Origin of the sequence: Streptomyces lacrimifluminis, from assembly GCF_014646095.1 — a bacterium.
Lineage (GTDB): Bacteria > Actinomycetota > Actinomycetes > Streptomycetales > Streptomycetaceae > Streptomyces > Streptomyces lacrimifluminis.
On record NZ_BMMU01000003.1, the window covers coordinates 174,639 to 199,328 of the forward strand.

The 24,690-nt window shown below is 70.4% G+C and carries 22 protein-coding genes and 6 tRNA genes; 9 read left to right on the forward strand and 19 right to left on the reverse strand.

What is annotated here, in order from left to right; translation table 11 throughout:
• Positions 1–3: 3 nt before the first annotated feature.
• The 7 genes from IEY89_RS06185 to IEY89_RS06215 all read right to left on the reverse strand — a co-directional run bounded on the left by IEY89_RS06185 (position 4) and on the right by IEY89_RS06215 (position 7,696).
• A complete protein-coding gene (locus IEY89_RS06185) occupies positions 4–2,736 on the reverse strand; it encodes an exo-rhamnogalacturonan lyase family protein (protein WP_189146242.1) in 2,733 nt (910 codons plus the stop codon).
• 104 nt (positions 2,737–2,840) lie between these two features.
• A complete protein-coding gene (locus tag IEY89_RS06190; protein ID WP_189146243.1) occupies positions 2,841–3,440 on the reverse strand; it encodes a hypothetical protein in 600 nt (199 codons plus the stop codon).
• A 10-nt stretch (positions 3,441–3,450) separates the two neighbouring features.
• Positions 3,451–4,326: a carbohydrate ABC transporter permease gene (locus IEY89_RS06195; protein WP_189146244.1), complete on the reverse strand. Its 876-nt coding sequence runs from the start codon at positions 4,324–4,326 to the stop codon at positions 3,451–3,453.
• The gene (locus tag IEY89_RS06200; RefSeq protein ID WP_189146245.1) at positions 4,323–5,279 is read right to left on the reverse strand and encodes a carbohydrate ABC transporter permease; all 957 of its coding nucleotides are present in this window, start codon (positions 5,277–5,279) and stop codon (positions 4,323–4,325) included. Before IEY89_RS06200 ends, IEY89_RS06195 begins: the two co-directional genes overlap by 4 nt.
• A 14-nt stretch (positions 5,280–5,293) precedes the next feature.
• Positions 5,294–6,580 carry an ABC transporter substrate-binding protein gene (locus IEY89_RS06205; RefSeq protein WP_189146246.1) on the reverse strand — a complete coding sequence of 429 codons (1,287 nt, stop codon included), beginning with the start codon at positions 6,578–6,580 and terminating at the stop codon, positions 5,294–5,296.
• 536 nt (positions 6,581–7,116) lie between these two features.
• Positions 7,117–7,188 (reverse strand) — tRNA-Val (locus IEY89_RS06210).
• A gap of 55 nt (positions 7,189–7,243) precedes the next feature.
• Entirely contained in the window at positions 7,244–7,696 is a 453-nt protein-coding gene (locus IEY89_RS06215; RefSeq protein ID WP_189146247.1) for a TIGR02611 family protein, read from the reverse strand.
• 191 nt (positions 7,697–7,887) lie between these two features.
• Between IEY89_RS06215 and IEY89_RS06220 the strand changes: the two genes are divergently transcribed.
• On the forward strand, positions 7,888–8,301 hold the full coding sequence (locus IEY89_RS06220) for an SsgA family sporulation/cell division regulator (RefSeq protein WP_004002642.1): 414 nt from the start codon (positions 7,888–7,890) through the stop codon (positions 8,299–8,301).
• A gap of 253 nt (positions 8,302–8,554) precedes the next feature.
• Complete coding sequence (locus tag IEY89_RS06225) at positions 8,555–9,112, forward strand: CGNR zinc finger domain-containing protein (RefSeq protein ID WP_189146248.1); 558 nt, start codon at positions 8,555–8,557, stop codon at positions 9,110–9,112.
• A gap of 70 nt (positions 9,113–9,182) precedes the next feature.
• Here IEY89_RS06225 and IEY89_RS06230 read toward each other — a convergent pair whose 3' ends face one another.
• Complete coding sequence (locus IEY89_RS06230) at positions 9,183–9,335, reverse strand: hypothetical protein (RefSeq protein WP_006375961.1); 153 nt, start codon at positions 9,333–9,335, stop codon at positions 9,183–9,185.
• Between the two features lie 204 nt (positions 9,336–9,539).
• Entirely contained in the window at positions 9,540–9,995 is a 456-nt protein-coding gene (locus IEY89_RS06235; RefSeq protein WP_189146249.1) for a hypothetical protein, read from the reverse strand.
• 180 nt (positions 9,996–10,175) lie between these two features.
• Between IEY89_RS06235 and IEY89_RS06240 the strand changes: the two genes are divergently transcribed.
• Entirely contained in the window at positions 10,176–10,718 is a 543-nt protein-coding gene (locus tag IEY89_RS06240; RefSeq protein ID WP_189146250.1) for a DsbA family protein, read from the forward strand.
• Between the two features lie 34 nt (positions 10,719–10,752).
• On the opposite strand, the gene IEY89_RS06245 is transcribed toward IEY89_RS06240, so the two are convergent.
• The 3 genes from IEY89_RS06245 to IEY89_RS06255 all read right to left on the reverse strand — a co-directional run bounded on the left by IEY89_RS06245 (position 10,753) and on the right by IEY89_RS06255 (position 13,522).
• Positions 10,753–11,577, reverse strand: coding sequence for a GNAT family N-acetyltransferase (locus IEY89_RS06245; protein ID WP_189146251.1), 825 nt, complete (start codon positions 11,575–11,577; stop codon positions 10,753–10,755).
• A gap of 74 nt (positions 11,578–11,651) precedes the next feature.
• Complete coding sequence (locus tag IEY89_RS06250; protein WP_189146252.1) at positions 11,652–12,473, reverse strand: aminotransferase class IV; 822 nt, start codon at positions 12,471–12,473, stop codon at positions 11,652–11,654.
• A complete protein-coding gene (locus IEY89_RS06255) occupies positions 12,470–13,522 on the reverse strand; it encodes a chorismate-binding protein (protein ID WP_189146253.1) in 1,053 nt (350 codons plus the stop codon). Before IEY89_RS06255 ends, IEY89_RS06250 begins: the two co-directional genes overlap by 4 nt.
• A 155-nt stretch (positions 13,523–13,677) precedes the next feature.
• Here IEY89_RS06255 and IEY89_RS06260 point away from each other — a divergent pair.
• The 5 genes from IEY89_RS06260 (at position 13,678) to IEY89_RS06280 (ending at position 14,150) form a co-directional block, all read left to right on the forward strand.
• Positions 13,678–13,750: transfer RNA gene (locus tag IEY89_RS06260), tRNA-Gly, on the forward strand.
• Between the two features lie 39 nt (positions 13,751–13,789).
• A tRNA-Cys gene (locus tag IEY89_RS06265) sits at positions 13,790–13,863 on the forward strand.
• Between the two features lies 1 nt (position 13,864).
• Positions 13,865–13,936 (forward strand) — tRNA-Val (locus IEY89_RS06270).
• A gap of 35 nt (positions 13,937–13,971) precedes the next feature.
• Positions 13,972–14,043: transfer RNA gene (locus IEY89_RS06275), tRNA-Val, on the forward strand.
• Between the two features lie 35 nt (positions 14,044–14,078).
• Positions 14,079–14,150 (forward strand) — tRNA-Val (locus tag IEY89_RS06280).
• Between the two features lie 82 nt (positions 14,151–14,232).
• Here the strand turns inward: IEY89_RS06280 and IEY89_RS06285 are convergent.
• The 4 genes from IEY89_RS06285 to IEY89_RS06305 all read right to left on the reverse strand — a co-directional run bounded on the left by IEY89_RS06285 (position 14,233) and on the right by IEY89_RS06305 (position 16,600).
• Positions 14,233–14,523 (reverse strand): TFIIB-type zinc ribbon-containing protein, encoded by a 291-nt coding sequence (locus IEY89_RS06285; protein ID WP_189146254.1) that lies wholly within the window; start codon positions 14,521–14,523, stop codon positions 14,233–14,235.
• Between the two features lie 125 nt (positions 14,524–14,648).
• Positions 14,649–15,575 carry a phosphotransferase family protein gene (locus IEY89_RS06290; protein ID WP_189146255.1) on the reverse strand — a complete coding sequence of 309 codons (927 nt, stop codon included), beginning with the start codon at positions 15,573–15,575 and terminating at the stop codon, positions 14,649–14,651.
• Between the two features lie 342 nt (positions 15,576–15,917).
• On the reverse strand, positions 15,918–16,127 hold the full coding sequence (locus tag IEY89_RS06300) for a hypothetical protein (RefSeq protein WP_006375967.1): 210 nt from the start codon (positions 16,125–16,127) through the stop codon (positions 15,918–15,920).
• Between the two features lie 239 nt (positions 16,128–16,366).
• Positions 16,367–16,600: a DUF8836 family protein gene (locus IEY89_RS06305; RefSeq protein WP_044472070.1), complete on the reverse strand. Its 234-nt coding sequence runs from the start codon at positions 16,598–16,600 to the stop codon at positions 16,367–16,369.
• Between the two features lie 196 nt (positions 16,601–16,796).
• On the opposite strand from IEY89_RS06305, the gene IEY89_RS06310 reads away from it, so the two are divergent.
• Entirely contained in the window at positions 16,797–18,191 is a 1,395-nt protein-coding gene (locus tag IEY89_RS06310) for a serine/threonine-protein kinase (RefSeq protein WP_189146256.1), read from the forward strand.
• Between the two features lie 114 nt (positions 18,192–18,305).
• Here IEY89_RS06310 and IEY89_RS06315 read toward each other — a convergent pair whose 3' ends face one another.
• The 3 genes from IEY89_RS06315 to cobT all read right to left on the reverse strand — a co-directional run bounded on the left by IEY89_RS06315 (position 18,306) and on the right by cobT (position 24,435).
• Positions 18,306–19,124, reverse strand: coding sequence for a TrmH family RNA methyltransferase (locus tag IEY89_RS06315; protein WP_189146257.1), 819 nt, complete (start codon positions 19,122–19,124; stop codon positions 18,306–18,308).
• A gap of 65 nt (positions 19,125–19,189) precedes the next feature.
• Positions 19,190–20,422: a uroporphyrinogen-III C-methyltransferase gene (cobA, locus tag IEY89_RS06320; RefSeq protein WP_189146258.1), complete on the reverse strand. Its 1,233-nt coding sequence runs from the start codon at positions 20,420–20,422 to the stop codon at positions 19,190–19,192.
• A gap of 260 nt (positions 20,423–20,682) precedes the next feature.
• Positions 20,683–24,435: a nicotinate-nucleotide--dimethylbenzimidazole phosphoribosyltransferase gene (cobT, locus tag IEY89_RS06325; RefSeq protein ID WP_189146259.1), complete on the reverse strand. Its 3,753-nt coding sequence runs from the start codon at positions 24,433–24,435 to the stop codon at positions 20,683–20,685.
• Between the last annotated feature and the right edge of the window lie 255 nt (positions 24,436–24,690).

Consider the following 24,690-nt stretch of genomic DNA (forward strand, 5'->3'; position numbering starts at 1 on the left):
CCGCTACGGCATCCTGTCGCCCAGCAGTGCCAGGTTCTCGATGGCTGCGAGCCCGTAGAGGGCGGTGTCGTTGGTGGACACCCAGGTGGCCTCGCTGCCCGGGACGAGGGCGACCGGGCCGCTCACCGGCTCGGTCTTCCAGGGGGCCGACTCCTTGTAGCCGTCGGAGTTGTAGAACTTGTCCCACGCGCGCTTGGCGAGCTTCTCGTCCCCGGTCTGGACGGCGGCGTACGCGTCGAGGCGCGAGTGGCCCTGGAACAGCAGCAGGGTGCCGAAGTTGGAGCCGTAGCGTGCCGCCTGCTCGGCCTTCGTCGCGTTGAAGTAGCGGCAGTAGTCGAAGTAGGCCTCGTTGAATTTCGGCATGTCAACGAGGTCGATGAGTTCGGCGCACAGCTCGTTGAGTCCGAAGACCGCGGAGAGGTGCGAGACCCCGACGACGGGCGCCGCGGCGACGGCGAACTTCCCGGTGTCGAGGTCGTACAGGCCGCTCCCCTGAACGAATCCGTTCGGCTGGGCGGCGATCGTCTCCATCGTCGACAGGACGCGCGCCTTGGCCTTCTCCCACTTGGGACCCTTGCGCTCCCACTCGGTCAGCCAGGCCGACACGAGGCCGCTCCAGTCGGTGCCGAAGCCGATCGACAGCGCGTGCCGGTCGGGTGTGTACGGCTCGGTGCGGATCTTGCGGATGGGGTCGAGGACGAGGAAGGTCTCGTCGCTGTCGACGTTGGCGTGCATGAGGTCGCCGACGCGTTCGTCGCCGGTGAGGAAGTAGTAGTAGCGGCGGTAGGTGGTGTTGGCGATGCGCTGCTGCTTGGCGCTGTCGGCGTAGTGCTGCACGCCGTGCCGGGTGCCGAGGCCGGCCCACTGTCCGAGGTGGTAGACGTCGACCTCGCCGGTGTGGCGGGTCATCGCCTCGGCGAAGCGGAAGATGTCGGCGCGGCCCGAGCGCAGGTACGCGAACCAGAGCCAGAGGTCGGGCGACAGTTCGGAGTTGTCCCAGGCGTAGCCGCCGATGTCGTACCGCCACTGGTGCCGGGCGGTGTCGTACGTGTGCATGATGTCGCCGTAGTCCCAGAAGCCGTACCAACGGCGCTGCTCCACCTGGTCCTTGTAGTAGGTGAAGAGGAAGTCGAGGTGGTCCTCGATCTTGGCCTTGGCCGGGGTGGAGCGGTCGGGCTCGGAGTACAGCCCGGGGCCGAAGACCTGGGCCTTGATGAGCTGCTTGGGCGGGGCGGCGAGCTGGGGCAACACCCGTACGGCTTCGACCTGTTCGGCGAGTTTCTCGGCGGTCGGGGTCGACTCGTTGGCCCAGAAGAGGAGTTCGGAGGTGCGGGCGATGCCGTAGGGGGTGCCGAAGCCGGGTTCGTAGTCCTCGTAGGTGATGTTGAGGCCTTCGAGCTGCTTCGCGTACGTGTCCTGGCCCATGCCGTCGTGGTAGAAGCGCAGGTCCATGGGCTGGGCCTCGGGCGACCAGAGCCAGAGGGTGACCTCGGCCTCGTCCGTCTGGGCGTCGCGGATGTCGAGCTGGGCGGGGTGCTTCTCCCAGAAGTCCCGCAGACCGAAGGAGAATCCGCCGCTCGCCCCGCCGACGTATCCGAACCCGGAGGCCCGCTTGCCGCCGCCGGCGCCGATCCAGCCGTGCCCCTTCTTCGTGCGCTTGCGGAGGGTGTAGCCGTCCGCGGAGAGCTGGGAGAGGGTGTAGTCGCCCCACTCGGGGATGTACTGGAGGCGGGTGGTGACCCGCTGGTCCCAGGTCGAGGGGTCGGGCAGCTTCTCTCCCGCGAACTGGGCCGCCTGGACGGCCGCTCCGGGGTCGCGCCGCTGCCCGGTGATGCCCTTGACGGCCTCGCGCAGCAGTCCGGTGCCGTCGCCGCCGATCCGGATGTGCCGGTCGTAGGAGGCGTCCCGCATCGGCACGCTGAAGCGGACCCCGATGCCGCGGATGAAGTCGCCGCCGGCCTTGCCGGGTTCCTGGGTGCCGTCGTACGTGATGGTGTGGACCATGCGGAAGGAGTCGGCGCCTGCGTAGAAGTAGAGGCGGATCGAGAAGGGGAGCCAACTGCGGCTGCCCTTGCGGTGCTTGCCGTCGATGCGGACCACTGCCCTTACGGGGCCGTCCTGTTCGACCTCGACCTTGCCGATGGCGCTGTCGAAGCGCTCGAACTTGGTGGCGCCCTGGTCCTCGTCCTCGATCTCGGGCTGGCGGATGAGGACGAGCCGCCCGTTCCTCGCGATCTCGGTGGAGCCGCGTCTCACCGACTTCACCAGCGTGGAGCCGGACTTGCCGATGCGTGCGGTGATGACTCCGGTCGATATGTCGATCGTTCCGCCGCTTCTGTCGACGGTGACCTTCGCGGCGGGGGCCGCGGGCGCCCCGGCGGCCAGCGTCAGCTTGCCGGAGCCCGAACTCACGGCGTGCGCGGTCCACTTGAGGGAGCCGTCGGGCCAGTAGGCGAGCGGCCAGGACTGGACGGGTACGGAGCTGCCGGTGGCGTCCGTGAGCGCGAAGGTCTGGTCCGCGTCGTACGTGCCCTTCGGCCAGGGCACGCCGACGGTGGATCCGGGTGCGGCGCCGAGACCGCCGTCCTCCAGCCAGTCCAGGGTCACGGGATCGGCGTCGCTCTCGGCGGCTCGGGGCGCGGCCTGCGCGGTCGAACCGAGCGCCCAGCTGAACTGGGCGGCGGCTCCGGCGACTGCGGCGGCCTTGAGGAGGGACCTGCGGGGGATGGGAGACATGGGAGACCAGCCTTTCCTTTCCGTGCGGGGGCAGGGGTAGTCAGGGGCATGGCAGAGAGAGGTACGACACCCGGGGCGCCGACCTTGTGCGAGGGCACCGCCCGTCAGCGGTGCCGGTACCGCTCCTCCACGGCGACGGCCGCCGCCGCGACCGCCCCGAGGACGGGAACCGCCAGCGGCGGAAGGAACCCTGCGGACAGAGCCACCACGGCCAGCCCGCAGACGACCAGGAAGGACCCGGCGGGATCGCGCACGGTCCGGCGCCCGGCGTCCGCCAGCAGCGCCCTCCAGCGGGTGCCCGGTGTCCAGACGGCCGCCGCCCGCAGCAGGGCCACAGCGAGCCCGATCAGCGCGAAGATGCCCACGGCCCCGACGAACGTCCCGCCGGGAATCCCGGCCCGCGCGGCCAGGACGTCCACCCAGACCGCGGCGGCCACCGCCCAGCCGGCGAACCCGACGACCCACCCGCCGCGCACGGCCGCCCGGAAGTCCGCGACGAATTCCCGCCAACCACCGCCCACATGGGTCGTACGACGGCGCAGATGCCGTGCGCCGGCGGCGAAGGCGGCAGGGTAGGTGACGACCCCGAGACAGGCAACGGCGATCCACACCCCGGTGAGCAGACACTCGGCGAAGACCGCGAAGCGCTCGCCGAACACGGACTCCTTGCGCGGGGAGCGTGCCTTCACGCGTGTTTGGGCCATGGTGACCGCCTCAGCCCTTCAGTCCGGAGGTCGCCATACCGTCGATGAGGTAGCGCTGGAAGGCCATGAAGAAGGCGACGACCGGTACCAGCGCCACCAGCGACATGGCGATCATGCTGCCGTAGTTGGAGATGCCCTCCTGGTCTCGGAACATCATCAGGCCGAGCGAAACGGTGTACTTGGACGGGGTGTTGAGGTAGATCAACGGCCCCATGAAGTCGTTCCAGGCGTTGATGAAGGTGAAGATCGCGCTGGTGATGATCGCGGGCCGGCTGAGCGGCAGCACGATGGACCAGTAGGTCCGCAGATGCCCGCAGCCGTCGAGCTTGGCGGCCTCGTCCAGCTCGCGCGGCAGCCCGCGCATGAACTGGACCATCAGGAAGACGAAGAACGCCTCCGTGGCGAGGAACTTGCCCGCGACGAGCGGCACGAGCGTGTCGATGTAGCCGAGGTTGCGGAACAGCACGTACTGCGGAATGAGGAGCACGTGGTACGGCAGCAGCAGAGTGCCGATCATCAGCGTGAACAGCAGGTTCCGCCCGGCGAACCGGATCTTGGCGAAGGCGTACGCGGTCAGCGAGCTGGAGAGCACCACGCCGACGACGGCAAGCCCCGCGTACATCAGCGAGTTGCTGAAGAAGCTGCCGATGGAGATGCCGGAGATGCCGTCGGCGAGTCCGGAGAAGTTGGCCCAGACCGGCTTGGTGGGCAGCAGGTCGAGGCTGGCGATGATGTCCTTGCTCGGCTTGAACGAGGCGCCGAGCACCCAGATCACCGGGTAGAGGACGACCGCGAGCACGAGGAGCGCGCCCACGTGCCAGACGAGGGATCCGATGGGCCGCCGCTCGTGCGCGGTGTCCGCAACAGGGCTGGTGGTGCTGGTCACTTGGCGGCCTCCTCGTAGTGCACCCACTTCTTCTGCGACCAGAACAGGACCGCCGTGACGAGCGCCACCGCGATCACCAGGGTCCAGGCCATCGCGGAGGCGAAGCCCATCTGGGACTCCTTGAAGCCCTTCTGGTAGAGGTAGCAGGTGTAGACGAGGGTGGCGTCGGCAGGCCCGCACCGGGTGTCGGAGACGACATAGGCGGAGCCGAACACCTGGAACGCGTGGATGGACTCCAGCAGCACGTTGAAGAACAGCACCGGGGAGATCATCGGCAGCGTGATGTTCCAGAACCGCCGGAAGGGACCGGCTCCGTCCATCTCGGCGGCCTCGTACAGTTCCTGCGGCACCTGCTTGAGCCCGGCCAGGAAGATGACCATCGGCGCGCCGAACTGCCAGATACTCAGCGCCACCAGGGCGTACAGGACGTAGTCCGGGTTGCCGATCCAGCCGCCGACGTCGAGCCCGAAGATCTTCTGCGTACGGTCCACGACGGCGTCGTCGGAGAACAGCGCCCGCCAGACGAAGCCCACGGAGACACTGGCGCCGATGAGTGACGGCATGTAGAACGCCGCCCGGTACAGGGCCTGTCCACGCCGGTTCTGCGCGAGCAGCAGCGCCACTCCGAGCGCGAGGAGCAGCTTCAACGGTGTGGCCACGACGACGTACTTCAGCGTGACCTCGACCGACTTCTGCCAGCGCGGGTCCTGGAACATCGTCGTGAAGTTGTCCAGCCCCACCCACTGGGGCGGCGTGAACAGGTTGTAGCTGGTGAACGCGTAGTAGAGCGACGCGATCATCGGCCCCGCCGTGAGCAGCAGGAACCCCGCGATCCACGGCGACATGAAGAGATAGCCGGCGAGATTCTCGCGGCGCCGCCCACGCCGCCCGGCGTCAGGAGCGGCGGACCGCTCCTTCACCGGACGCACGGGCGCTTCCTTGACGAGCGTCATGGTGGTACGTCCCCTCAGCCCGCGAACGCGGCCTTGGCCTCGCTGAACAGCGCCTTCGCGCCGTCGGCCGGCTTGGTCTTGCCCTGGGCGATCTCGCCGCCGATGCGCAGGAAGGCCGACTCGATGACGTCCGCGCCGGACGGGTGCGGGGTGATCTTCCCGAGCACGCCGGCCTTGGCGACCTCGTCCTCGTAGGCCGAGACACCCTTGTTGTTGGGGTCGGTCGGCTTGAAGGCGTCGTACTGCTCGGTCGTGGCGAGGATGCCGCGGTCGTATCCCATGATCTTGCCGACCTCGGGGTCGTGGACCATGAAGCTGATGAACTGGGCGACTTCCTTGGGGTGCTTCGTCCCGGAGAAGGCGCTGAGCATCAGCGAACCGAGATACTGGCCGGTGTCCTTGCCGTCCGTGGTGGGGATCGGCGCGAGCCCGTAGTCGGACTCCCCCTCGCCCTCGTAACGGATGGAGAAGTTGTCCCAGGTGAACTCGGACGCGGCGAGCCCCGCCGACAGCCCGGACTTGGGAGCGACCTGCTCGATCTTCTTGGGGTCGGCGACCAGTCCGGACTTCACCCGCTTGTAGCCGTCCTCCCACCACTGCGTCAGATCGTCCTCGGTGAAGCCGAGATCGGTGTCGGTGAAGAACGCCTTGCCGTTCTGACGCAGGTACAGGTCGTAGAGGTACATGATGGTGAAGTAGCCGGTGTCACCGGCGATCTTCAGCTTGTCCTGGACCTTCTGCAGCGCGGCGAAGTACTCGTCCCAGGTCCAGCCGAACTTCGCCTCCACGCCCGCCCTCTCGAAGGCCTTGACGTCGATGACGAGCGCCATGGTGTTGGCGCCCACGGGTATGCCGATCTGCTTGCCTTCGACCTGACCGTTCGCCAGAACGCCGTTGCGGAAGTTCTCCAGGCTCAGATTCCCGGCGTCCGCCTGCGCCTTGAGATCCATCAGAACGCCGCGCTTGTCGTACTTGCGCAGAAAGCCGACAGCATTCTGGAAAACGTCCGGCGGATTTCCGCCGGAGGCCTGTGTCTGGAACTTCTCCCAGAACGCCGCGTAGTCGGTGAATTCCGGCTTGATCTTGATCTTCGGGTACTTCTTCTCGAAGAGCGCGATCGTCTTCTTGATGGCGAGGGTCCGCGGTTCGCCGCCCCACCACGCATAACGGAGCGTCACCGTTCCATCCCCGGCACCGCTGTCACCACCGCACCCGGTCGTCGTCGCCAGCCCCAGCGCGGCGGCCGAGGCTCCGGCCGCCTTGAGGATCGTTCGCCTCTCAACATTCCCGTTCGTAGGCACAGTAGAGCCCTCCCCGCGACGTCGTTGGCGCCTGCGTGAATCGTTTCAAGTAAGCGCTTGCTGGCACAAGCTACGGAGGGCCTCGGAATGCGTCAATGATTCGGACAGGATTTTTCTGTCCCTGGGCCGGGCGACAGCAGCGCACAAGTCGACTCGGGCCGCCAGAAAGGAGGTTGACGTTGCAGGTGAGCCGCCCGCGGTCGGCCGGTCGAACACCGGCGGGCCGCCGCCGCTTATTTGGGACGGGGCCGAAACGCGCCCACCACGCAGGGAGTTGACGCCGGACAAGGTGGGCTCTCGAACAGTGACATCGTCGGGATCGACGGAACGGAAGGTCACCTGCCGGAGGCTCACGGCGGCCCCACCGGTCGCCCGACACGCCTCCGGGGAAGGCGCGGGCGGGCCCCGGAGGGTCGTACGGGGTGGGGTCGGGCCCGGGTCCCACGAGTGGGGCCGACCGGCGCCGATCAGGCGAAGCCGAACGACAAACGCGGCCCGTGTCAACGTTTCCGTGACACGGGCCGCACTCGATCCGGTGGGCGATACTGGGTTCGAACCAGTGACCTCTTCGGTGTGAACGAAGCGCTCTCCCACTGAGCTAATCGCCCGGACGCAGGGAGAACATTACCCCATGTCAGGGGGTGCCCCGGAACAGTCGCCGGATCACTGATCCTTGATCTTCCAGGGCATTTGCAGCCCGAACTCCCATACGTAGATCCCGACGAGAACCGCCACGATCACCAGACCGATCGTCGTCAGGATGATGTTGCGGCGGCGCACCCTGGGGTCGAGCGCTCGCTGTGTCGCCTCGGTGACCTTGCGCTTCGTCCAGCGCAGTACCAGCTGGGCCCAGACGAACTCGGTCGCCCAGATCGCCATACCGCCGAAGATCACCAGCCAGCCCGGCCCGGGCAGCGGCAGCATGACGATGCCGGCGCCCACCACCGCCAGGCCCACGACGAACACGCCGACCTGCCAGCTCATATGCAGCATGCGGCGCGCCTTGACGAATTCCGGCGCCCTCGACCCGAGGTCGCGCTCACCGGCCGCCTCACCGGCCCCGGCCTCATCCGGTGTCACGGCAGCCTCGACCGACTCGTCACTCCCCGTATTCATGCGTCCAAATCCTACCGGACAGAAACCGGTCACCGGAATGGTCGTAACCGACGAACCGGTCCTCGGCCGGAAGAGTTACGTAAAGGCACGCAAAACACTCAGAGGGGTTTACAACGGCACCGTAGGTGGCATGTCGATTTCGCCGACGTGCGAATCCCCGAGCGCACACTGAGCGAAAGGCCTTGGCGCTTATGAACACCACGGTCAGCTGCGAGCTGCACCTGCGCCTCGTTGTGTCGAGCGAGTCCTCACTGCCCGTTCCCGCAGGACTGCGGTATGACACGGCCGATCCCTACGCCGTGCACGCCACCTTCCACACCGGAGCCGAGGAAACCGTCGAGTGGGTGTTCGCCCGCGACCTGCTCGCGGAGGGCCTCCACCGGCCCACCGGCACCGGTGACGTCCGAGTCTGGCCGTCCCGGAGCCACGGTCAGGGCGTTGTCTGCATCGCCCTCAGCTCCCCGGAGGGCGAGGCCCTGCTCGAAGCCCCCGCACGAGCCCTGGAGTCCTTCCTGAAGCGAACGGACGCCGCCGTGCCACCCGGCACGGAACACCGCCACTTCGACCTCGACCAGGAGCTGTCACACATCCTGGCGGAAAGCTAGGACGAGGCCCCACTGAGCCGCCCGGCGCCGTCCACTCGGGGAGACGGCTCGGGTGACAACCGCATATGGCGCACCGCCGCCGCCCCGCGGGTTTCCGCGGGGCGGCGGCGGTGCGTCCGCACACCCTTCCCCGGTCACCGCACCCGATGCCGCCAAGGCCGACGCCCACCTCCGTCGCTGTGAGCCACTACCATCGGCCAGCATCGGCGGGCGGGTGCCCGCCCGACCGCCCAGGCAGGCCAGGGAGAGCAACGTGCTGATCACCCACGACACCCGGTGCGCCCTCGACACCGTGGTCGATCTGGTGAACACCGCACCGGAGGACGATTCGCCGGACGGACTGCCCGATGTCGACGCGCTCGAAGATTTCGTACGAAAGCACAACATAAGCGATGTCGGTGTGCTGTCGGAGCTCGATCTCGCCGCGGTGCGCAGGATCCGCGGTCGGTTCTCCGGGGTGTTCGCGGCCCAGGACGCCCGGACCGGCGCCGCAGTCATCAACGAGCTGGTCGCCGCGGCGGGCACCACACCCCGGCTCACCGACCACGACGGCTACGACTGGCACGTCCACTACTTCGCCCCCGGCGCGTCCATCGCCGACCATCTCGCGGCCGACTGCGGCATGGCCCTCGCGTTCTTCGTGGTCGCCGGCGAGCAGGAACGACTCCGGCGGTGCGAGGCCCCGGACTGCCGGCACGCCTTCGTCGATGTCTCCCGCAACCGGTCGCGCCGTTACTGCGACAGCCGAACCTGCGGAAACCGGCTTCATGTGGCGGCCTACCGGGCGCGCCGCAAAGAGTCGGCGGGCTGACCGGCCGCAGACCTGACAGCGATGCTGACGCAGCCCCCGGCGGGTAGCGCCGGGGACTGGCGTGTACAGCTCACAGCAACAGCAGATCGTGCAACGAAGCCATGAGCAGCAGACACCCGATCACCGCAAGGAAGATCATCAGCGGTGGCTGGGAAAGGGCGAAGAGGCACCCGCGCGGCTCGTCCTTCGGCGGCACGGCCTCGCTCTGTGTTGTGTCCAGCATCTCGCCGTGATGATGACGCAGCCGACACCCTCTCCGCGATCAACACGCCCGGAATGCGCGGTAGTTCACCAAATTCCGTAATGTCCGCAGCGAGTCATGATCGCTTCCGAGCGGCCTCCGTCGCCTCCCGGCCGTTTGTGTCGTTTCAGTACGTCACCTGTTGTGCCCCGTCGTACGCGGCGCCTCTTCGTAGGCCGTGCCTCTTCATATGCCGTGCTTCTTCAGGATCGCCTCGATGTCGCTGAAGTCCTCCCCGGCACCACCACCGCGCGGCTTGGCCGCGGGCGGGGCCGCCGGGCGGGCGGCTTTGCCCCGCCCCTGCCCGAGCGAGGGCGCGGAGGCCGCCGGAGCCACCGCCTCGCGCTGCGCGGCCGGTATGTCCCCGCGCTCCTTCGGGTTGCCGCCCCGGCGCCGCTCCACCGCGCGGGTGGTCGCCAAGAGCAGCCAGGCGCCGCCCAGCACGCCGAAGCCCGCCCAGGCGGAGGGACTGAAGGCGGTGTCGGCCGCCCACCCGACCACCCCGGTCATCACCAGGCCGACGGGAACCAGCGAGTACGCGGCGATACGGGTAGCCGCGAGAAAACGCTTGCGGTACGCCGTGACCACCGCGATGCCCAGGCCGGCCGCGGAGACGGCGGAACAGACGGTCTCGGCAATCATCCGGTCCTCCAGGCAGGGTTCGGTCGCGCAGGGTGCGCTTCGTCCCTTCCATCCTGCACCGCCCGGTCCCCCGGATGCCATGCTCCGGCCCGACATCAGGGACATCTCGGGGTCGGCTCCTCCACAGGTCCCGGTGCCCCTCGTACGACGGACACGGCCGCGACTGGGAAACTGGTGCCCATGAGCGACTCCTCCCCCGCCTCCGCCGACACTCCTGCCCCGGCCTCCGCCCCCGTCCTCGATGTGTGGTGCGAGCTCCAGTGCCCGGACTGCCGCACGGCCCTGGACGACGTACGCGCCCTGCGTGCCCGCTACGGCGACCGGCTGGAGCTGCGGCTGCGGCACTTCCCGCTGGAGCGGCACAAGCACGCCTTCGCCGCCGCGCAGGCCGCCGAGGAGGCGGCGGAGCAGGGACAGGCATGGCCGTACGTCGAGGCCGTGCTCAGCCGGGTCGAGGAGCTGGACCGTGCGGGCGAACCCTTCCTGGTCGAGGTGGCCGGCGAACTCGGTCTGAACGCCGAGGAGTTCGACACAGCGCTGATCGACGGCCGGCACATCCTGATCGTCGACGCCGACCAGGCCGAGGGCAAGGCCATCGGTGTGACCGGCACGCCGACCTACGTCATCGCCGGTGAGGTTCTCGACGGCGGCAAGAGCCAGGAAGGGCTGCGGGAACGGGTCGAGGAGATCGTGGACCGGCTGCTGGCCGGGCAGGACGCCTGACACCGCCCACGTCCGGAGGTGCTTGTACGTCGGCCTACAACAGGTCCTTGTACATGTGGTGGGTCACCGTCCGGTACCCCAACGACTCGTAGAGCCGTTCCGCCGGGGTGTTGCCCACGAAGACGTTCAGGGACACGGCCGGGCGCCCGACCGCGATCGACTGGGCCTCCGCCAGGAGCATGAGGGCGCGACCGTGGCCTCTGCCCCGGTGTTCCGCGTCGGTCTCGACCTTGTAGACGAAGCCCAGGCCCTCGCGGGAACCCAGCCACAGCGTGCCGACCCGGGTGCCCTCGTGTTCCAGCACGCTGAGCGTCATGCCCTCGCTGTCCACGCCCTGCGGCAGCAGTCGCTCATGGTCCCGTTCCGCCTTGGCGTGCGCCTCGGCGGCCGGCACACCCCGCTCGATCCAGCTCTCCGCGTAGTCCAGTCGGCCCGCCGCCTCCCACACCACGAACTCGGCCTCCGTCATGGGCCGGCCACGGCTTCCGGCGGGCAGTTCGGGCGGGACGGCGCCGAGCGCCTTGTCCATACGGCGGTTGCGCAGCACGTAGCCGAGCGCGGTCGCGAGCCGCAGGGCCGGCGCTGCGTCGCCCGGGACGGACGCCTCGACGCGGCGGCAGCCCCAGCCGCGTGCCACCTCCTCCGCGGCGAGCGCTGCCACCGTGGCCCGGCCGCGCCGCCGGTCGCGTTCGTCGATGCGGAGGTCAAGGATCTTCGCCACCGAGTCGCCGAAAGCGGGGTCGGTGCCGAGGTGTATCGCGCCGACGGGACGGCTGTTCACGCACACTTGATAGCGCCGTGAACGCGCCCCGTCGGCCTCGTGCTGCAGCGGCTCGGTCGGCCGCAGGGTGGTGGTCATCAGGGGTGTTCTACCCGCTGCGGAGTCCGGCGTCAGCCCATTTGCATGCGGCCTTCTTCAACCTTGTCCCACGATCAGGGATCGAGACCGTCCCCGGCCCGCTCGTCGAAGACCCGCATCGCCTTGGCCGTCACCGGGCCCGGCACGTCCGGAAGTCGGCGGCCGTCAACGCGCTGCACGGCCTGTACGTCCCTCAGGGTGGACGTCAGGAAGATCTCGTCGGCGTCTTCCAGGACGGACAGCGGCAGCTCGGTCTCCTGTGCGCCCGTCCACTCGACGACGAGGGCGCGTGTGATGCCGGCGAGACAGCCGGAGGCGAGCGGCGGGGTGTGGATCTCGCCGTCCAGGACGACGAAGACGTTCGACCCCGTCCCCTCGCAGAGTCGGCCGACCGTGTTGGCGAACAGCGCCTCGGACGCGCCCTGTTCGCGCGCCCTGGCGAGAGCGACGACGTTCTCGGCGTACGAGGTGGTCTTCAGGCCGGTGACGGCGCCGCGTTCGTTGCGCGTCCAGGGGACCGTGATCACGGCGGTCGCGTCGGGGCGCCGGGCGGATTCGCCGACGGCGACGACCAGCGTCGGGCCGTGCTCCCCGCGGTCGGAGCCGAGCGGGCCGTGCCCTCCGGTATAGGTGATGCGCAGGCGGCCCAAGGGCATCGGGTTGGCGTCGAGTACGGCCGTACAGGCGCGGCGGACCTCGTCGAGGTCGGGGTCGGGCAGGCCGAGGCCGCGAGCCGAGCGGGTCAGCCGGTCCAGGTGCCGGGTGAGCGCGAACGGCCGGCCGTGGACCGCCTTCACCGTCTCGAAGATGCCGTCACCCACGGTCAGTCCGTGGTCGAACACGGAGACGCGGGCGGTCTCGATGTCCTGCAACCCGCCGTCGAGCCATAGCTTCACGTCAACGATCCCTCTCCACTGGCCGCATACGCGCCCGACGCTACCGCGAGCAGCCGGGACGCCTTCAGCTCGGTCTCCCGCCACTCCGCCTCGGGGTCCGAACCCCAGGTGATGCCCGCTCCGGTGCCGAAACGCAGCATGCCGTCGGCCCGGTCGATCCAGAACGTGCGGATGCCGACCGCCAGTTCACCCGTGCCCCGGTCCGCGTCGACCCAGCCGATGCCTCCGCAGTACGGGCCCCGGGGTGCCGTCTCCAGGGCGTCGATGATCCGCAGGGCGCTCGACTTGGGCGCCCCGGTGACCGAGCCGGGCGGGAAGGCCGCCGCCAGCAGCTCCGGCCAGCCGGTGTGCGGGAGCAGCTCGCCCCGTACCGTCGACACGAGGTGGACCAGCCCCGGGTGCTTCTCGACGACGCACAGGTCGGGGACGGTCACCGAGCCCGTCGCGCAGACGCGCCCGATGTCGTTGCGGACCAGGTCCACGATCATCACGTTCTCGGCGTAGTCCTTCTCCAGAAGGTCCGCCTCGGTGCGTCCGGTGCCCTTGATCGGGCCCGATTCGACGGTCCGGCCGACCCGGCGGAGGAAGAGTTCGGGGGACGCGGTGGCGATCTCGACGCCGTGCGCGGGCAGGCGGATCGTTCCTGCATATGGTGCCGGGTTGCCGTGCGCCAGCAGCGAGGTCAGTGCGTCCACGTCGGCGCCGGGAGCGACGGGCGCGGACAGTACCCGGCAGAGGTTCGCCTGATAGACCTCGCCGGTCGCGATGAGCTCCCGGATCCGGCGCACCCCCGCCGTGTACGCGGCGCGGTCGAGGGACGACGTCCAGTCATCGGCGGCCGGCCCCCGCCACTCCCCCGGCCCCGGCGACGGCGCGGGCACCGGGTCCTTCCGTACGTCCCGGAAGCGGGCGCAGGTCAGACGGCCGCCGTACTCCGCGGAGACGGCCCAGAAACCGGTGGAGTCGAGGGCCGCGGGATCGCTGGTGACATCGAGGAGGCCGGTGGCGACGAGACCGCCGAAGCGGGCGAGAGGAGCGAGATCGGACACACCGCCGAGTCTATGGCGGGTGTCCTGCGGGTGCCCTGACCATGTCTTCGAGCGGGCACAGCGCAGCACGCTGCACAAACGCGTTTTTGTGCTGGCCCCGGAATCCGCTAGAGTTCAACTCGTCGCCGGGTCGCGAGAGCGCACCGAAACGACATGCGGACGTAGCTCAGTTGGTAGAGCGCAACCTTGCCAAGGTTGAGGTCGCCAGTTCGAACCTGGTCGTCCGCTCGCAGGAAGAGGGGGATCTTCCCGAACCCCCGCACTCCTGGTGGAGTGGCCGAGAGGCGAGGCAACGGCCTGCAAAGCCGTCTACACGGGTTCAAATCCCGTCTCCACCTCCAAGGACGATTAGCTCAGCGGGAGAGCGCTTCCCTGACACGGAAGAGGTCACTGGTTCAATCCCAGTATCGTCCACTGGTCCGCAAGGGCCTTGATCCGCAAGGGTCCCCGCGCGATTAGCTCAGCGGGAGAGCGCTTCCCTGACACGGAAGAGGTCACTGGTTCAATCCCAGTATCGCGCACGCTAGTTTTCGCGGCCTTCGGGTCGTGGTCCCGAGGACGATTAGCTCAGCGGGAGAGCGCTTCCCTGACACGGAAGAGGTCACTGGTTCAATCCCAGTATCGTCCACACACCGAAGAAGCCCCCCGCCGTCTCGTACGGCGGGGGGCTTCTTCGTGGTTCCGGTCAGTCCTTCCAGCCAGTCGTTCGGTCAGCTGGAGAACAGCATGTGGCCGAAGCTCTTGTGGCGCTTGTTGCCGTAGTGACCGCCGTGACCGCCGTGGTGGCCGCCCTGCGGGGCACCCCAGGCGGGTGCGGGAGCGGCCGGGTAGCCCTGCTGGGGCGGCGGGGCGGCGGGCCCCGCCCACTGGGACTCCACGCGGGTCAGCGCCTCCAGCTCGCCGTAGTCGAGGAAGATCCCCCGGCAACCGCTGCACTGCTCGATCTGGACCCCGTTGCGGTTGTACGTGTGCATCGGCGCATGGCACTTCGGACACTGCATGCTCGGCTCAACTCCTCGCCGTCGGTACTGCTTCTTGATCCGGGTTTCGCTCTCGCCAGGACAGACTCTGTCCGGCTCCGGTCGGTTGCACCCTACTTCGTGTATTCGTGGGTCAACTCGTGCGGTCAGGAACCCATTCGGGTACATGCGTCGACCACGGCCTGCTGAACGTCGTCCAGCGGGCGGTCCGCCGCCGTCGCCTTGACGATCGCCAGGGCGGCCGTCTGCACGGTGAGGGCGCGCGCGGCGACGTCCAGGGCGGGCCAGGGGTCGCCGTCGGCGGGTACGGCCGGGCCGCTCGCCGCGCGGTAGGCGGTCAGGAAGCGGGTCCACTCGTCGGGCGGGAGCAGTCCGCAGGCGTACCAGGCGGCCGGGCGGGCCAGGTCCCAGGCGGGGCCGCCGACACCGAGGTCGTCGACGTCGATGAGCAGCCAGGGGCCGTCCGGGGCGGGGTGGCGTACGAGTTGGCCGAGGTGGAGGTCGCCGTGGCAGAGGGTCGGGCGGAGCGGTTGGCCGGGGAGGCCGGGCATGGGGGCCTCGGCTCGGGCCCAGGCCGGGAGGGCCGCCCAGGCGCGCAGGACGGGCTCGGTGGCCGGCTGCGGGATGGTGGCCCGGAGGCGGGCGATGGCGCGGGCGGCCTTGGCCGGACCGCGCATGGGTGGCAGGCCGGGCGGGGCGGGACTCCGGTGGAGGCGGGCGAGCAGGGTGGCGGCCTCTTCCCAGGGGGCCGCGTCCGGGTTCTCCGGGTCGACCGGGTCGCCGTAGGGCCAGAACGTCACGAGCCTGCCGTGCAGGTCGACGGGTGTCGGGGTGAGCGGGGGCAGGAGTACGCCGGGGAGGCGGGCGGCGACGGTGAGGCGGGCGGTGAGTTCGGTGCGGGCGGTGTCCGGGGCGTGTGCCTTCGCGACGGTGTCGGCGTGGCGGACGACGGTGCCGTCGGGGCGGTCGGTGAGGGTGGCTGCGCCGCAGGGGCAGGAGCGGGGGTGGGTGCGTGAATGGGCCTTGGCCTTGGCTCGGGTGGTGAGGTCGGAGAGCAAGGGGGTGGCGGTCACGGGGCTCCCTGAAGCGTGGGTGGGTCTGGTCGCGAGGGTACGGGGGCGGTTGCGGTGGGGTGTTTCGCCCCCGCCGCCCCTACCCGTCCCGTCCCCAGGGGCTCCGCCCCTTCGACCCCGCCAGGGGCTGTGCACCCTGGACCCCCTTCGGCCTGGACGGCCTCGTCCTCAAACGCCGGACGGGCTGAATTGCCTGGACGTGGGCTGAAAAGGGCAAGGCAATGCCCGCGCAGCTCCCCAGCTGCGCGGGCATTTTTTGCCGTCCGCCGCACCCCCGTCCCCACGGGGTTTCATGGGTGGATGTCCCCGCCCGGACCGCTCTTCCGGGCCTGGGGTCGCCGCTCAGCGCCCCAGCATCACTCCCACGGACGACGCTTGTGTGACCACTGCTTCCCAGCCGCCGAAGACGACCACGAGCAGGGCTGCCAGGGGGAGGACCATGGCCGTCGCCACCAGCGGGTGACGTTGGCCCTGTCGGCGCGGGCGGAACGCGGCGATGTACGCCTTGCGTCCCTGTGTGCGGAGCGCCGTCCGCGATGCCGTGTGGGCCATGGTCCCTCTCCTGACCGTTCTCTTGTTGGTTGGCAGCGGCGAGTGTCTGACCTCGGGGGACGAGTGCTGCACCCGCCGCTTGACCTCAAATCTAGGCTGCCGAGGGGCTCCGGTCGTCATGCCCTCGTACCGATTGCCGGGCCTCCCGGAGGATGACCTGTGACCTGCGGAGTACTCCCCTGGGTGGAGACGGAGTCCTCCGTCTCAGGGTCTTCCCGGAAGGGGTGCCCGGTGTGTCCCTACTGTTCCGAGCTGTCCTCCCTCGGCACCGGCTGCTCGACCAGCGCCAGGACGCGGTTCGCCATGAAGCGGGCTGTGCGGACGACTGATCCGTTCCTGGTGACTTCGCTCACTTCCACGACACCTCGGCGCACCGCCGTCTCCACCCTGCGGCCCGCCCTGCTGGCCACCACCTCATACGTACGTGTCGTGTCCCCGGCATCCACCACTATCTCCACGCGGTCACCCTTCACGGGTCCAATCCCCCTTCTGCGACGGGTGGTTGGGATCACGCGGCCAGTCAAGCCGCCCTGTTCGCGTGCTCCCTGACCACCTTTCAAGTCTCCCACCCGGCACTGACAATCCATCGGGACGAGAGGGCGCGGCCTCTGCGCGCACCCGGCCGTGGAAACGTAAGCTGTCGCTCGTCAAACGGACCGGGCAGCGGGGATGAACATGGCGATGATGCGCCTGAGGCGCGAGGACCCGCGTGTCGTCGGCTCGTTCAGGCTTCACAGACGGCTCGGCGCGGGCGGGATGGGCGTTGTCTACCTGGGCTCCGACAAGCGGGGGCAGCGGGTCGCGCTGAAGGTGATCCGGCCCGATCTGGCGGAGGATCAGGAGTTCCGTTCCCGGTTCGCGCGCGAGGTCTCGGCGGCCCGGCGGATCAGGGGCGGGTGCACGGCGCGGCTCGTCGCCGCGGATCTGGACGCGGACCGGCCGTGGTTCGCCACGCAGTACGTGCCCGGCCCCTCCCTGCACGACAAGGTGGTCGACGAGGGGCCGCTCAGCGCCGCCGACGTCGCCTCCATCGGGGCCGCCCTCTCCGAGGGGCTGGTCGCCGTGCACGAGGCAGGTGTCGTGCACCGGGATCTCAAGCCGTCCAACATCCTGCTGTCCCCGAAGGGGCCGCGGATCATCGACTTCGGCATCGCCTGGGCGACGGGGGCCTCCACCCTCACACATGTCGGTACCGCGGTCGGCTCGCCCGGCTTCCTCGCGCCCGAACAGGTGCGCGGGGCGACTGTCACGCCGGCCACGGACGTGTTCTCGCTGGGCGCGACTCTCGCGTACGCCTCGATGGCCGACTCGCCCTTCGGGCACGGCAGTTCCGAGGTGATGCTGTACCGGGTGGTCCACGAGGAGGCTCACCTGCAGGGTGTTCCGGACGCGCTGGCACCCCTCGTACGGGCGTGCCTGGCGAAGGATCCGGAGGAGCGGCCCAGCACGCTCCAACTGTCGTTGCGACTCAAGGAGATCGCGGCGCGCGAGGCGCAGGGCATGGCGGACGCACGGCCGCCCGGGCCGCGTGACGCCGAGGCGGAGCGGCCGACGGGGCGGCTCACCGAGAGCTATCCGGACCAGCGGCCCCCCTATCACTCCCAGACCCAGCCCCACTCGCAGCCCTCGTCCTCGTCCCCGTCCCAGCGGCGTCCGCAGGGGCCCGCCTCGGGTACGTCCGGGTCCCGCGGGAGCATGCCGTCCCGGGCCGGCGGCGGTGGCTCGCGGGGGGACAGTCCGTCGCGGGGTGGCGGGGCCTCGCGCGGTGGTGCCGCGTCGTCGCGTTCCGGGGGACGGCCGGTGCCCGGCACACGGAACACGAACCGTCCGGGTCCGCGCAGTGGCGCCGGGCGTCCGGCGCCGCGTGGCACGGGGACCGGACGGCGGCCCGCCAATCCGCGGCTGCTGCGACAGCGGCTGTTCGTGTTCGTCGTGGTGACGCTGCTGGTGGCCCTGGGGATCGCGGCGGCCCAGGGGTGCCAGGGACCCAGCCGTGGGCTCGGGGACGACAGCGGCCGTAGTGGGAACGGGCAGCAGCAGGTGCAGGTGCACTCCGCCGGATAGGCGGTGCTTTCTCTGCGGGCCCGTGGGGGCTTGTCGCGCAGTTCCCCGCGCCCCTGAGGGCGCGCTTCCGCACCCGCGTTTCCCACGCCACCCGGGTCTTGGAACTCACGCAGCTCAGGGATGCGGGCGACCTGTTGCCACCGCGTAGAAGGCGACCGCTGCCGCCGCGCCCACGTTGAGGGAGTCGACGCCGTGGGCCATCGGGATGCGGACCCATTCGTCGGCGGCCACCAGGGCCTGGGTGGAGAGGCCGTCGCCCTCCGCGCCGAGCATCAGGGCGACGCGCTGCATCTTGTGCGGGGCCGTCTCGTCGAGGGTCTTGGCCTTCTCGTCGGGGGTGAGGGCCAGGAGCGTGAACCCCGCCTCGCGGACCGAGTCCAGGCTCTTGGGCCAGGTGTCCAGACGGGCGTACGGGACGGAGAAGACCGCGCCCATCGAGACCTTGACGCTGCGTCGGTACAGCGGGTCCGCGCAGTCCGGGGAGAGCAGGACCGCGTCCATGCCGAGGGCGGCGGCGCTGCGGAAGATCGCGCCGATGTTGGTGTGGTCGTTGACCGACTCCATGACCACCACCCGGCGTGCGGTCTGCAGGAGTTCGTCCGCCGTCGGGAGCGGTTTGCGCTGCATGGAGGCGAGGGCGCCGCGGTGCACGTGGTAGCCGGTGACGCGTTCGGCGAGCTCCGGGCTGACCGCGTAGACCGGGGCCGGGAGTTCGTCGATGACGTCGCGCATGACGTCGACCCACTTCGCGGACAGGAGCATCGAGCGCATCGCGTAACCGGCGTCCTTGGCCCGCCTGATGACCTTCTCGCCCTCGGCGATGAAAAGGCCCTCCGCGGGCTCGCGTTTGCGGCGCAGTTCGACGTCGGTCAGGCCCGTGTAGTCGCGCAGACGCGGATCGTCGGGGTCCTCGACGGTGATGAGATCGGCCACAGAGGTGATACTGCCTTGTCCTGAGTGCGGTGCCAACGGCTGGGAACGGATTACGTTACCGGGGGTTACACCAATGCCTCCGGGCCTACGTTCACCACCGCGCCGATCACGATCACCGCGGGGGGCTTCACGTCCTGCGTACGGACCGTCTCGGCGACCGTCGCAAGGGTCGCGTCGACACGGCGCTGGGCCGCTGTCGTGCCCTCCTGCACCAGGGCGACCGGGGTGTCCGGGGACTTGCCGTGCGCGACCAGGGTCTCCGCGATCCGGCCGATCTTGTCGACGCCCATGAGGACGACGAGCGTGCCGGTCAGCTTCGCGAGGGACGGCCAGTCCACCAGGGAGCGTTCGTCGTCGGGGGCGACATGGCCGCTGACCACCGTGAACTCGTGGGCGACCCCGCGGTGTGTGACCGGGATGCCGGCCGCGCCCGGGACCGAGATCGAGCTGGAGACGCCAGGGACGACCGTGCAGGCGATACCCGCCTCGGCCAGCGCCTGGACCTCCTCCATGCCCCGGCCGTAGACGTACGGGTCACCGCCCTTCAGCCGTACGACCCGCTTGCCCAGCTTCGCGTGTTCGATCAGCGCGTTGTTGATGGCCTCCTGGGCCATGTACCGGCCGTACGGGATCTTCGCGGCGTCGATCACCTCGACGTGCGGGGGCAGTTCGGCGAGGAGGTCGCGCGGGCCGAGCCGGTCCGCGATCACCACGTCCGCCTCGGCGAGCAGGCGGCGGCCCCGGACCGTGATCAGGTCCGGGTCGCCGGGGCCGCCGCCGACGAGGGCGACGCCGGGGGCGCGGGTGCGGTGGTGGGGCGCGACGAGTGTGCCGTCGCGCAGGCCCTCGACGACCGCGTCACGGATGGCGGCGGTGTGGCGGGGGTCGCGGCCCTTGGCGTCCGTGGTGAGAACGGCGACCGTGACGCCCTCGCTGTGACCGGTGGCCGGGGTCCAGGCCGTCGCCGCGTCGGCGTCGTCGGAGCGGACGCACCAGACGCGGAGGCGTTCGGCTTCGGCGGAGGCCTGGGCATTGGCCTGGGCGTCACTGGTCGCGATCAGGGCGTACCAGGCATCCGCCAGGTCGCCGTCCGCGTAGGGGCGGCGCACCCAGGCGAGTTCGCCCGCGTCCGCCATCGCCTCCACGGAGGGGGTTGCCTCCGGCGACACGAGGAGGATGTCCGCGCCCGCCGCGATGAGGGCGGAGAGGCGGCGCTGGGCCACCTGGCCGGCGCCCAGGACCACCACTCGGCGGCCGGTGAGGCGGAGGCCTACGGGGTAGGCGGGGTGTTCTGCCATGGGGGTGCGGCTCCCTCGTGCGGGTCGTTCTGATCGGGGGCCTGTGGTCTGGCGTGGGCCCTGACGTGGGCATTTTACGGTGCGGGGGGAGTGGGGGCTGGGGGTGGGGGGTTCTCTTTCCCCAGGCCCACCCCTTCCCGAAACCGGGGGCTCTGCCCCCGGACCCCGTGTGTGCGGGTCCGTTTGCGGCTGTGCCCACTTTCCCCATCGCCCCAGCGGAACGACTGACCACAGCCGCGCGGCGCCGCCGAGAAGAAGCCCTACTTCTCCGTTACCCCCGCCGAGTCGAACGTCGCCACCTCGTGCATCGCCCTCGCCGTGCTCTGGACCATCGGGAGGGCCAGCAGCGCGCCCGTCCCCTCGCCCAGGCGCAGGTCCAGGTCGATCAGGGGGCGCAGGCCCAGCTTGTTCAGTGCCGCCACGTGGCCCGGTTCCGCGCTGCGGTGGCCCGCGATGCACGCGGCCAGCACCTCGGGGGCGATCGCGCGGGCCACCAGGGCGGCGGCGCCGGCACTGACGCCGTCCAGGATCACCGGCGTACGGAGTGAGGCGCCGCCGAGGAGCAGGCCGACCATGGCCGCGTGTTCGAAGCCGCCGATCGCCGCCAGGACGCCGATCGGGTCGGCCGGGTCCGGCTGGTGGAAGTCGATGGCACGGCGGACCACCTCGGTCTTGCGGGCGAGGGTCTCGTCGTTGATGCCGGTGCCCCGGCCCGTTACCTCGGCGGGGTCAGTGTCCGTGAAGACCGAGATCAGGGCCGCCGACGCCGTGGTGTTCGCGATGCCCATCTCGCCCGTGAGCAGGGCCTTGTTCCCTGCCGCCACCAGGTCACGGGCCGTCTCGATGCCCACCTCGATGGCCGCCTTGGCCTCCTCGCGGGTCATCGCGGGGCCGGTCGTCATGTCGGACGTGCCCGCGCGGATCTTGCGGGGCAGCAGGCCGGGGGTGGCGGGCAGGTCCGAGGCGACGCCCACGTCGATGACGCAGACCTCGGCGCCCACCTGGTTCGCGAAGGCGTTGCAGACCGCGCCGCCACCGAGGAAGTTGGCGACCATCTGGGCGGTCACCTCCTGGGGCCAGGGGGTGACGCCCTGGGCGTGCACTCCGTGGTCGCCCGCGAAGATCGCGACCGCCGCCGGCTCGGGGATCGGGGGCGGGCACATCCGGGACAACCCGGACAGCTGCGCGGAGATGATCTCCAGCATGCCGAGCGCGCCCGCCGGTTTCGTCATGCGCTTCTGGCGCTCCCACGCCTCGCCGAGCGCCTTGGCGTCCAGCGGGCGGATGTTGGCGACCGTCTCGGCGAGCAGGTCGTGCGGCTCCGCACCGGGCAGCGCGCGACGGCCGTACGTCTCCTCGTGGACGACCCACGACAGGGGGCGGCGCTTGGACCAGCCCGCCTGCATCAGTTCGGGCTCCTCCGGGAACTCGTCGACGTAGCCGACGCAGAGGTAGGCCACGACCTCCAGGTGCTCGGGGAGGCCCAGTGCCCGGACCATCTCGCGCTCGTCGAAGAAGCTGACCCAGCCGACGCCGAGGCCCTCGGCGCGGGCGGCGAGCCACAGGTTCTCGACCGCGAGCGCGGAGGAATAGGGGGCCATCTGCGGCTGTGTGTGCCGCCCGAGGGTGTGACGGCCGCCGCGGGTCGGGTCGGCGGTCACGACGATGTTCACCGGGGTGTCGAGGATGGCCTCGATCTTCAGTTCCTTGAACTGCTTCGCCCGGCCCTTGGGCAGCGACCTGGCGTACGCCTCCCGCTGACGCTCGGCCAGTTCGTGCATCGTGCCGCGGGTCTCCGCCGAGCGGATCACGACGAAGTCCCAGGGCTGGGAGTGGCCGACGGACGGCGCCGTGTGGGCCGCTTCCAGCACGCGCAGCAGTACGTCGTGCGGGATCGGGTCGCTGCGGAATCCGTTACGGATGTCCCGGCGCTCACGCATCACCTTGAGCACGGCCTCGCGCTCGGCGTCGTCGTAGCCGGGAGCGGCGGGGCCGGTGGACTCCCGTACGTTCTCCGCCGTGACCGGGCTCTCTTCGTGCTCTTCCTGCTCGGCGACCCTCGTGTCGAGGTCCTCCGCCTGCTGTGCCACCTGTACGGCGTCGAGGTCGGGGGCGGGGACGAGGAGGGCGGGTTCGGGCTCCTCATCCAGGGCCGCCGCCACGGGTTCGGGGGTCGGTTCCGCCTCCTGGGGAGCCGGGACCTCGGCCTCCGCCGCCTCCGGCTCCGGTTGCGGCGTCCGGAGGGCGATCGCCGGTGCGGGCGTGTGCGCGTCCTCCGGGAGGAGGACTAGCCCGTGCGGGGGCGTCGGGACCAGGTACGGGGTGGTGGGCACGGTGCCGTCCACCGGAACGAACTCACCCACCGGCTCGGCGAACGCCGGCTCCGCCAACGGTTCGGGCTGCTCGGCCGGCTCCGCGAACGGGGTGGGCTCCTCGCCGGGTTCCGTGTACTGCTCGGCGGCGGGTACGACGGCGACGACCGGTTCCGGGTCGGGAATTGCCGGCCCTGCCGGAGTGGGCGCCTGGTCGCTCGGGGCGGCCTGTCCGAAGGCGGCTTCGGGTTCGGCTGCTTGTCCTTCCGCCTGGCCTTCTGTCTGTTCTGCTGTCTGTTCTGCTGTCTGTTCTTCCGCCTGGCCTTCTACGGCGACGGACTCCATTACGGGAGCGGACGCCTCCGCCGGCACTGCCTCGTACAGGGGTTCCGCGAGCGTGCCGGCCTCGGTGACCTGGGCGGCGCTGTCCGCCGGCTGGGACGCGGGGTCCACGAAGTGGGCGAGCGGGAGTTCCTCCGCGACGGACGGAGTCTCCACCTCCCCTGCGGGTGCGGCCGGGGCCTCGGCGTAGGCGCCGGGGTCCAGCGCCTGCGGCTCGCTCTCGGGGGCGGCCTGGGGGGCGATCTGCGCGGCGGTCTCCTCGTAGGCCTCGGGGGCGAACTGGGCCTCCGACGCCATCGGAACGTCCGGGACGAGCTGCGTGTCAGGTACGGCCGGCTCCTCCGGTGCGACCGGCGCGTCCAGTACGGGTTCCGCCTCCGCGACCACGGATTCCGCCTCAGGTGCAACGACCAGGGCGTCCTCGGGCTGCGCCATGGCGCCCTCGGTCTCGTACGGAGCGTGCGCCGCCTCGGGGGTCACGGGGGTCGCCGGGAAGGCGGCGTCCACCTCGGGGTCCCCGGCGGCGGGAATCGCCACGTCGGAGTCCGGGCTCTGGGGGGTCTCGAAGGCGTACGCGTTCTCCGGCGAGTGGGCCGCCGAGGGAGCGGCGGGCTCGGGCGTCTCGTAAGCGCCCTCCGGCTCCTCGTACGAAGCTTCCGGAGTCGTCTCCTGGAGCGCCGGCTCGGGCTCCGCCTGCTCCGGGACCTCGGCCGTCTCGGGCGCCGGCTCCGGTGCGGGGGTCTCGGCCAGAAGCGGAACAACCGTTTCCGCAGGGTGCGCCACCTCGCTCACCAGCGGCGCCTGCGCGGTCTGTACCGCCGTCTGGGCCGGGGCCTGGGCGCCCCACGGAGCCGCGCCCTGCGGGGCCGCTTCGGCCAGCAGAGGGGGCGCGTCGAGGTATTCGGGGCCGGGGGCCCGCGCGGGGGTGCCGAACTGGCGTGCCGGTGCGGGCATGCCCGCCGGGCCACGGTCGGCGAGGGAACGGACGGGGCTCGTGGAGGCGTCGGGAGTCGGCGGGCCGAGGTGGAGCGGGCGGCGGGGCGCGATCGGCGCCGCGACCTGGGAGACGGAGCTCTGGGTCGCCAGACGGACGGCGCTCAGGTCGACCGAGCCGCTGTCGCGGCCACCGGTCTCGTGCGGGCCGGGCTCGTGCACGGCCTCGACGACGGGCGCCGGGGCGGGCGGAGCGACCTCGTTGCCCCACGCGCTCTGGGCGCCCGGGAGCAGCAGCAGGTCTTCGTCCTCGGCGGTGGTCTCGGAGAGGTAGGTGTACGCACCGTGCGTGGGAACGCCCGGCTGTTCCACCATGCCTGCGTTCTCCGGCAGTCCCTCGGCCGGGACCTGGCCGGTGTCGGTCATGCGTACCCCTCGCCCATCGGTTAGTGCTTCTACGACCAGCTCGCCCGTAACGGCTCACCGGTCGCCCCGTAGTGAAGAACGAGCATGCGCGCCCAGCGGCACGAACGACCCGTCCCAGAAAGACGACAAAGCCACTAACTGGCATTGTCGCCATCAACTGGCATTCTTGCGGCCGTTCCGCCGTAGCGGCACCTTGATCCGCCACGGACCGCTGTGGACTGCGCCACGTTGCGCGCCCCAACGGTTCCGCCGTAC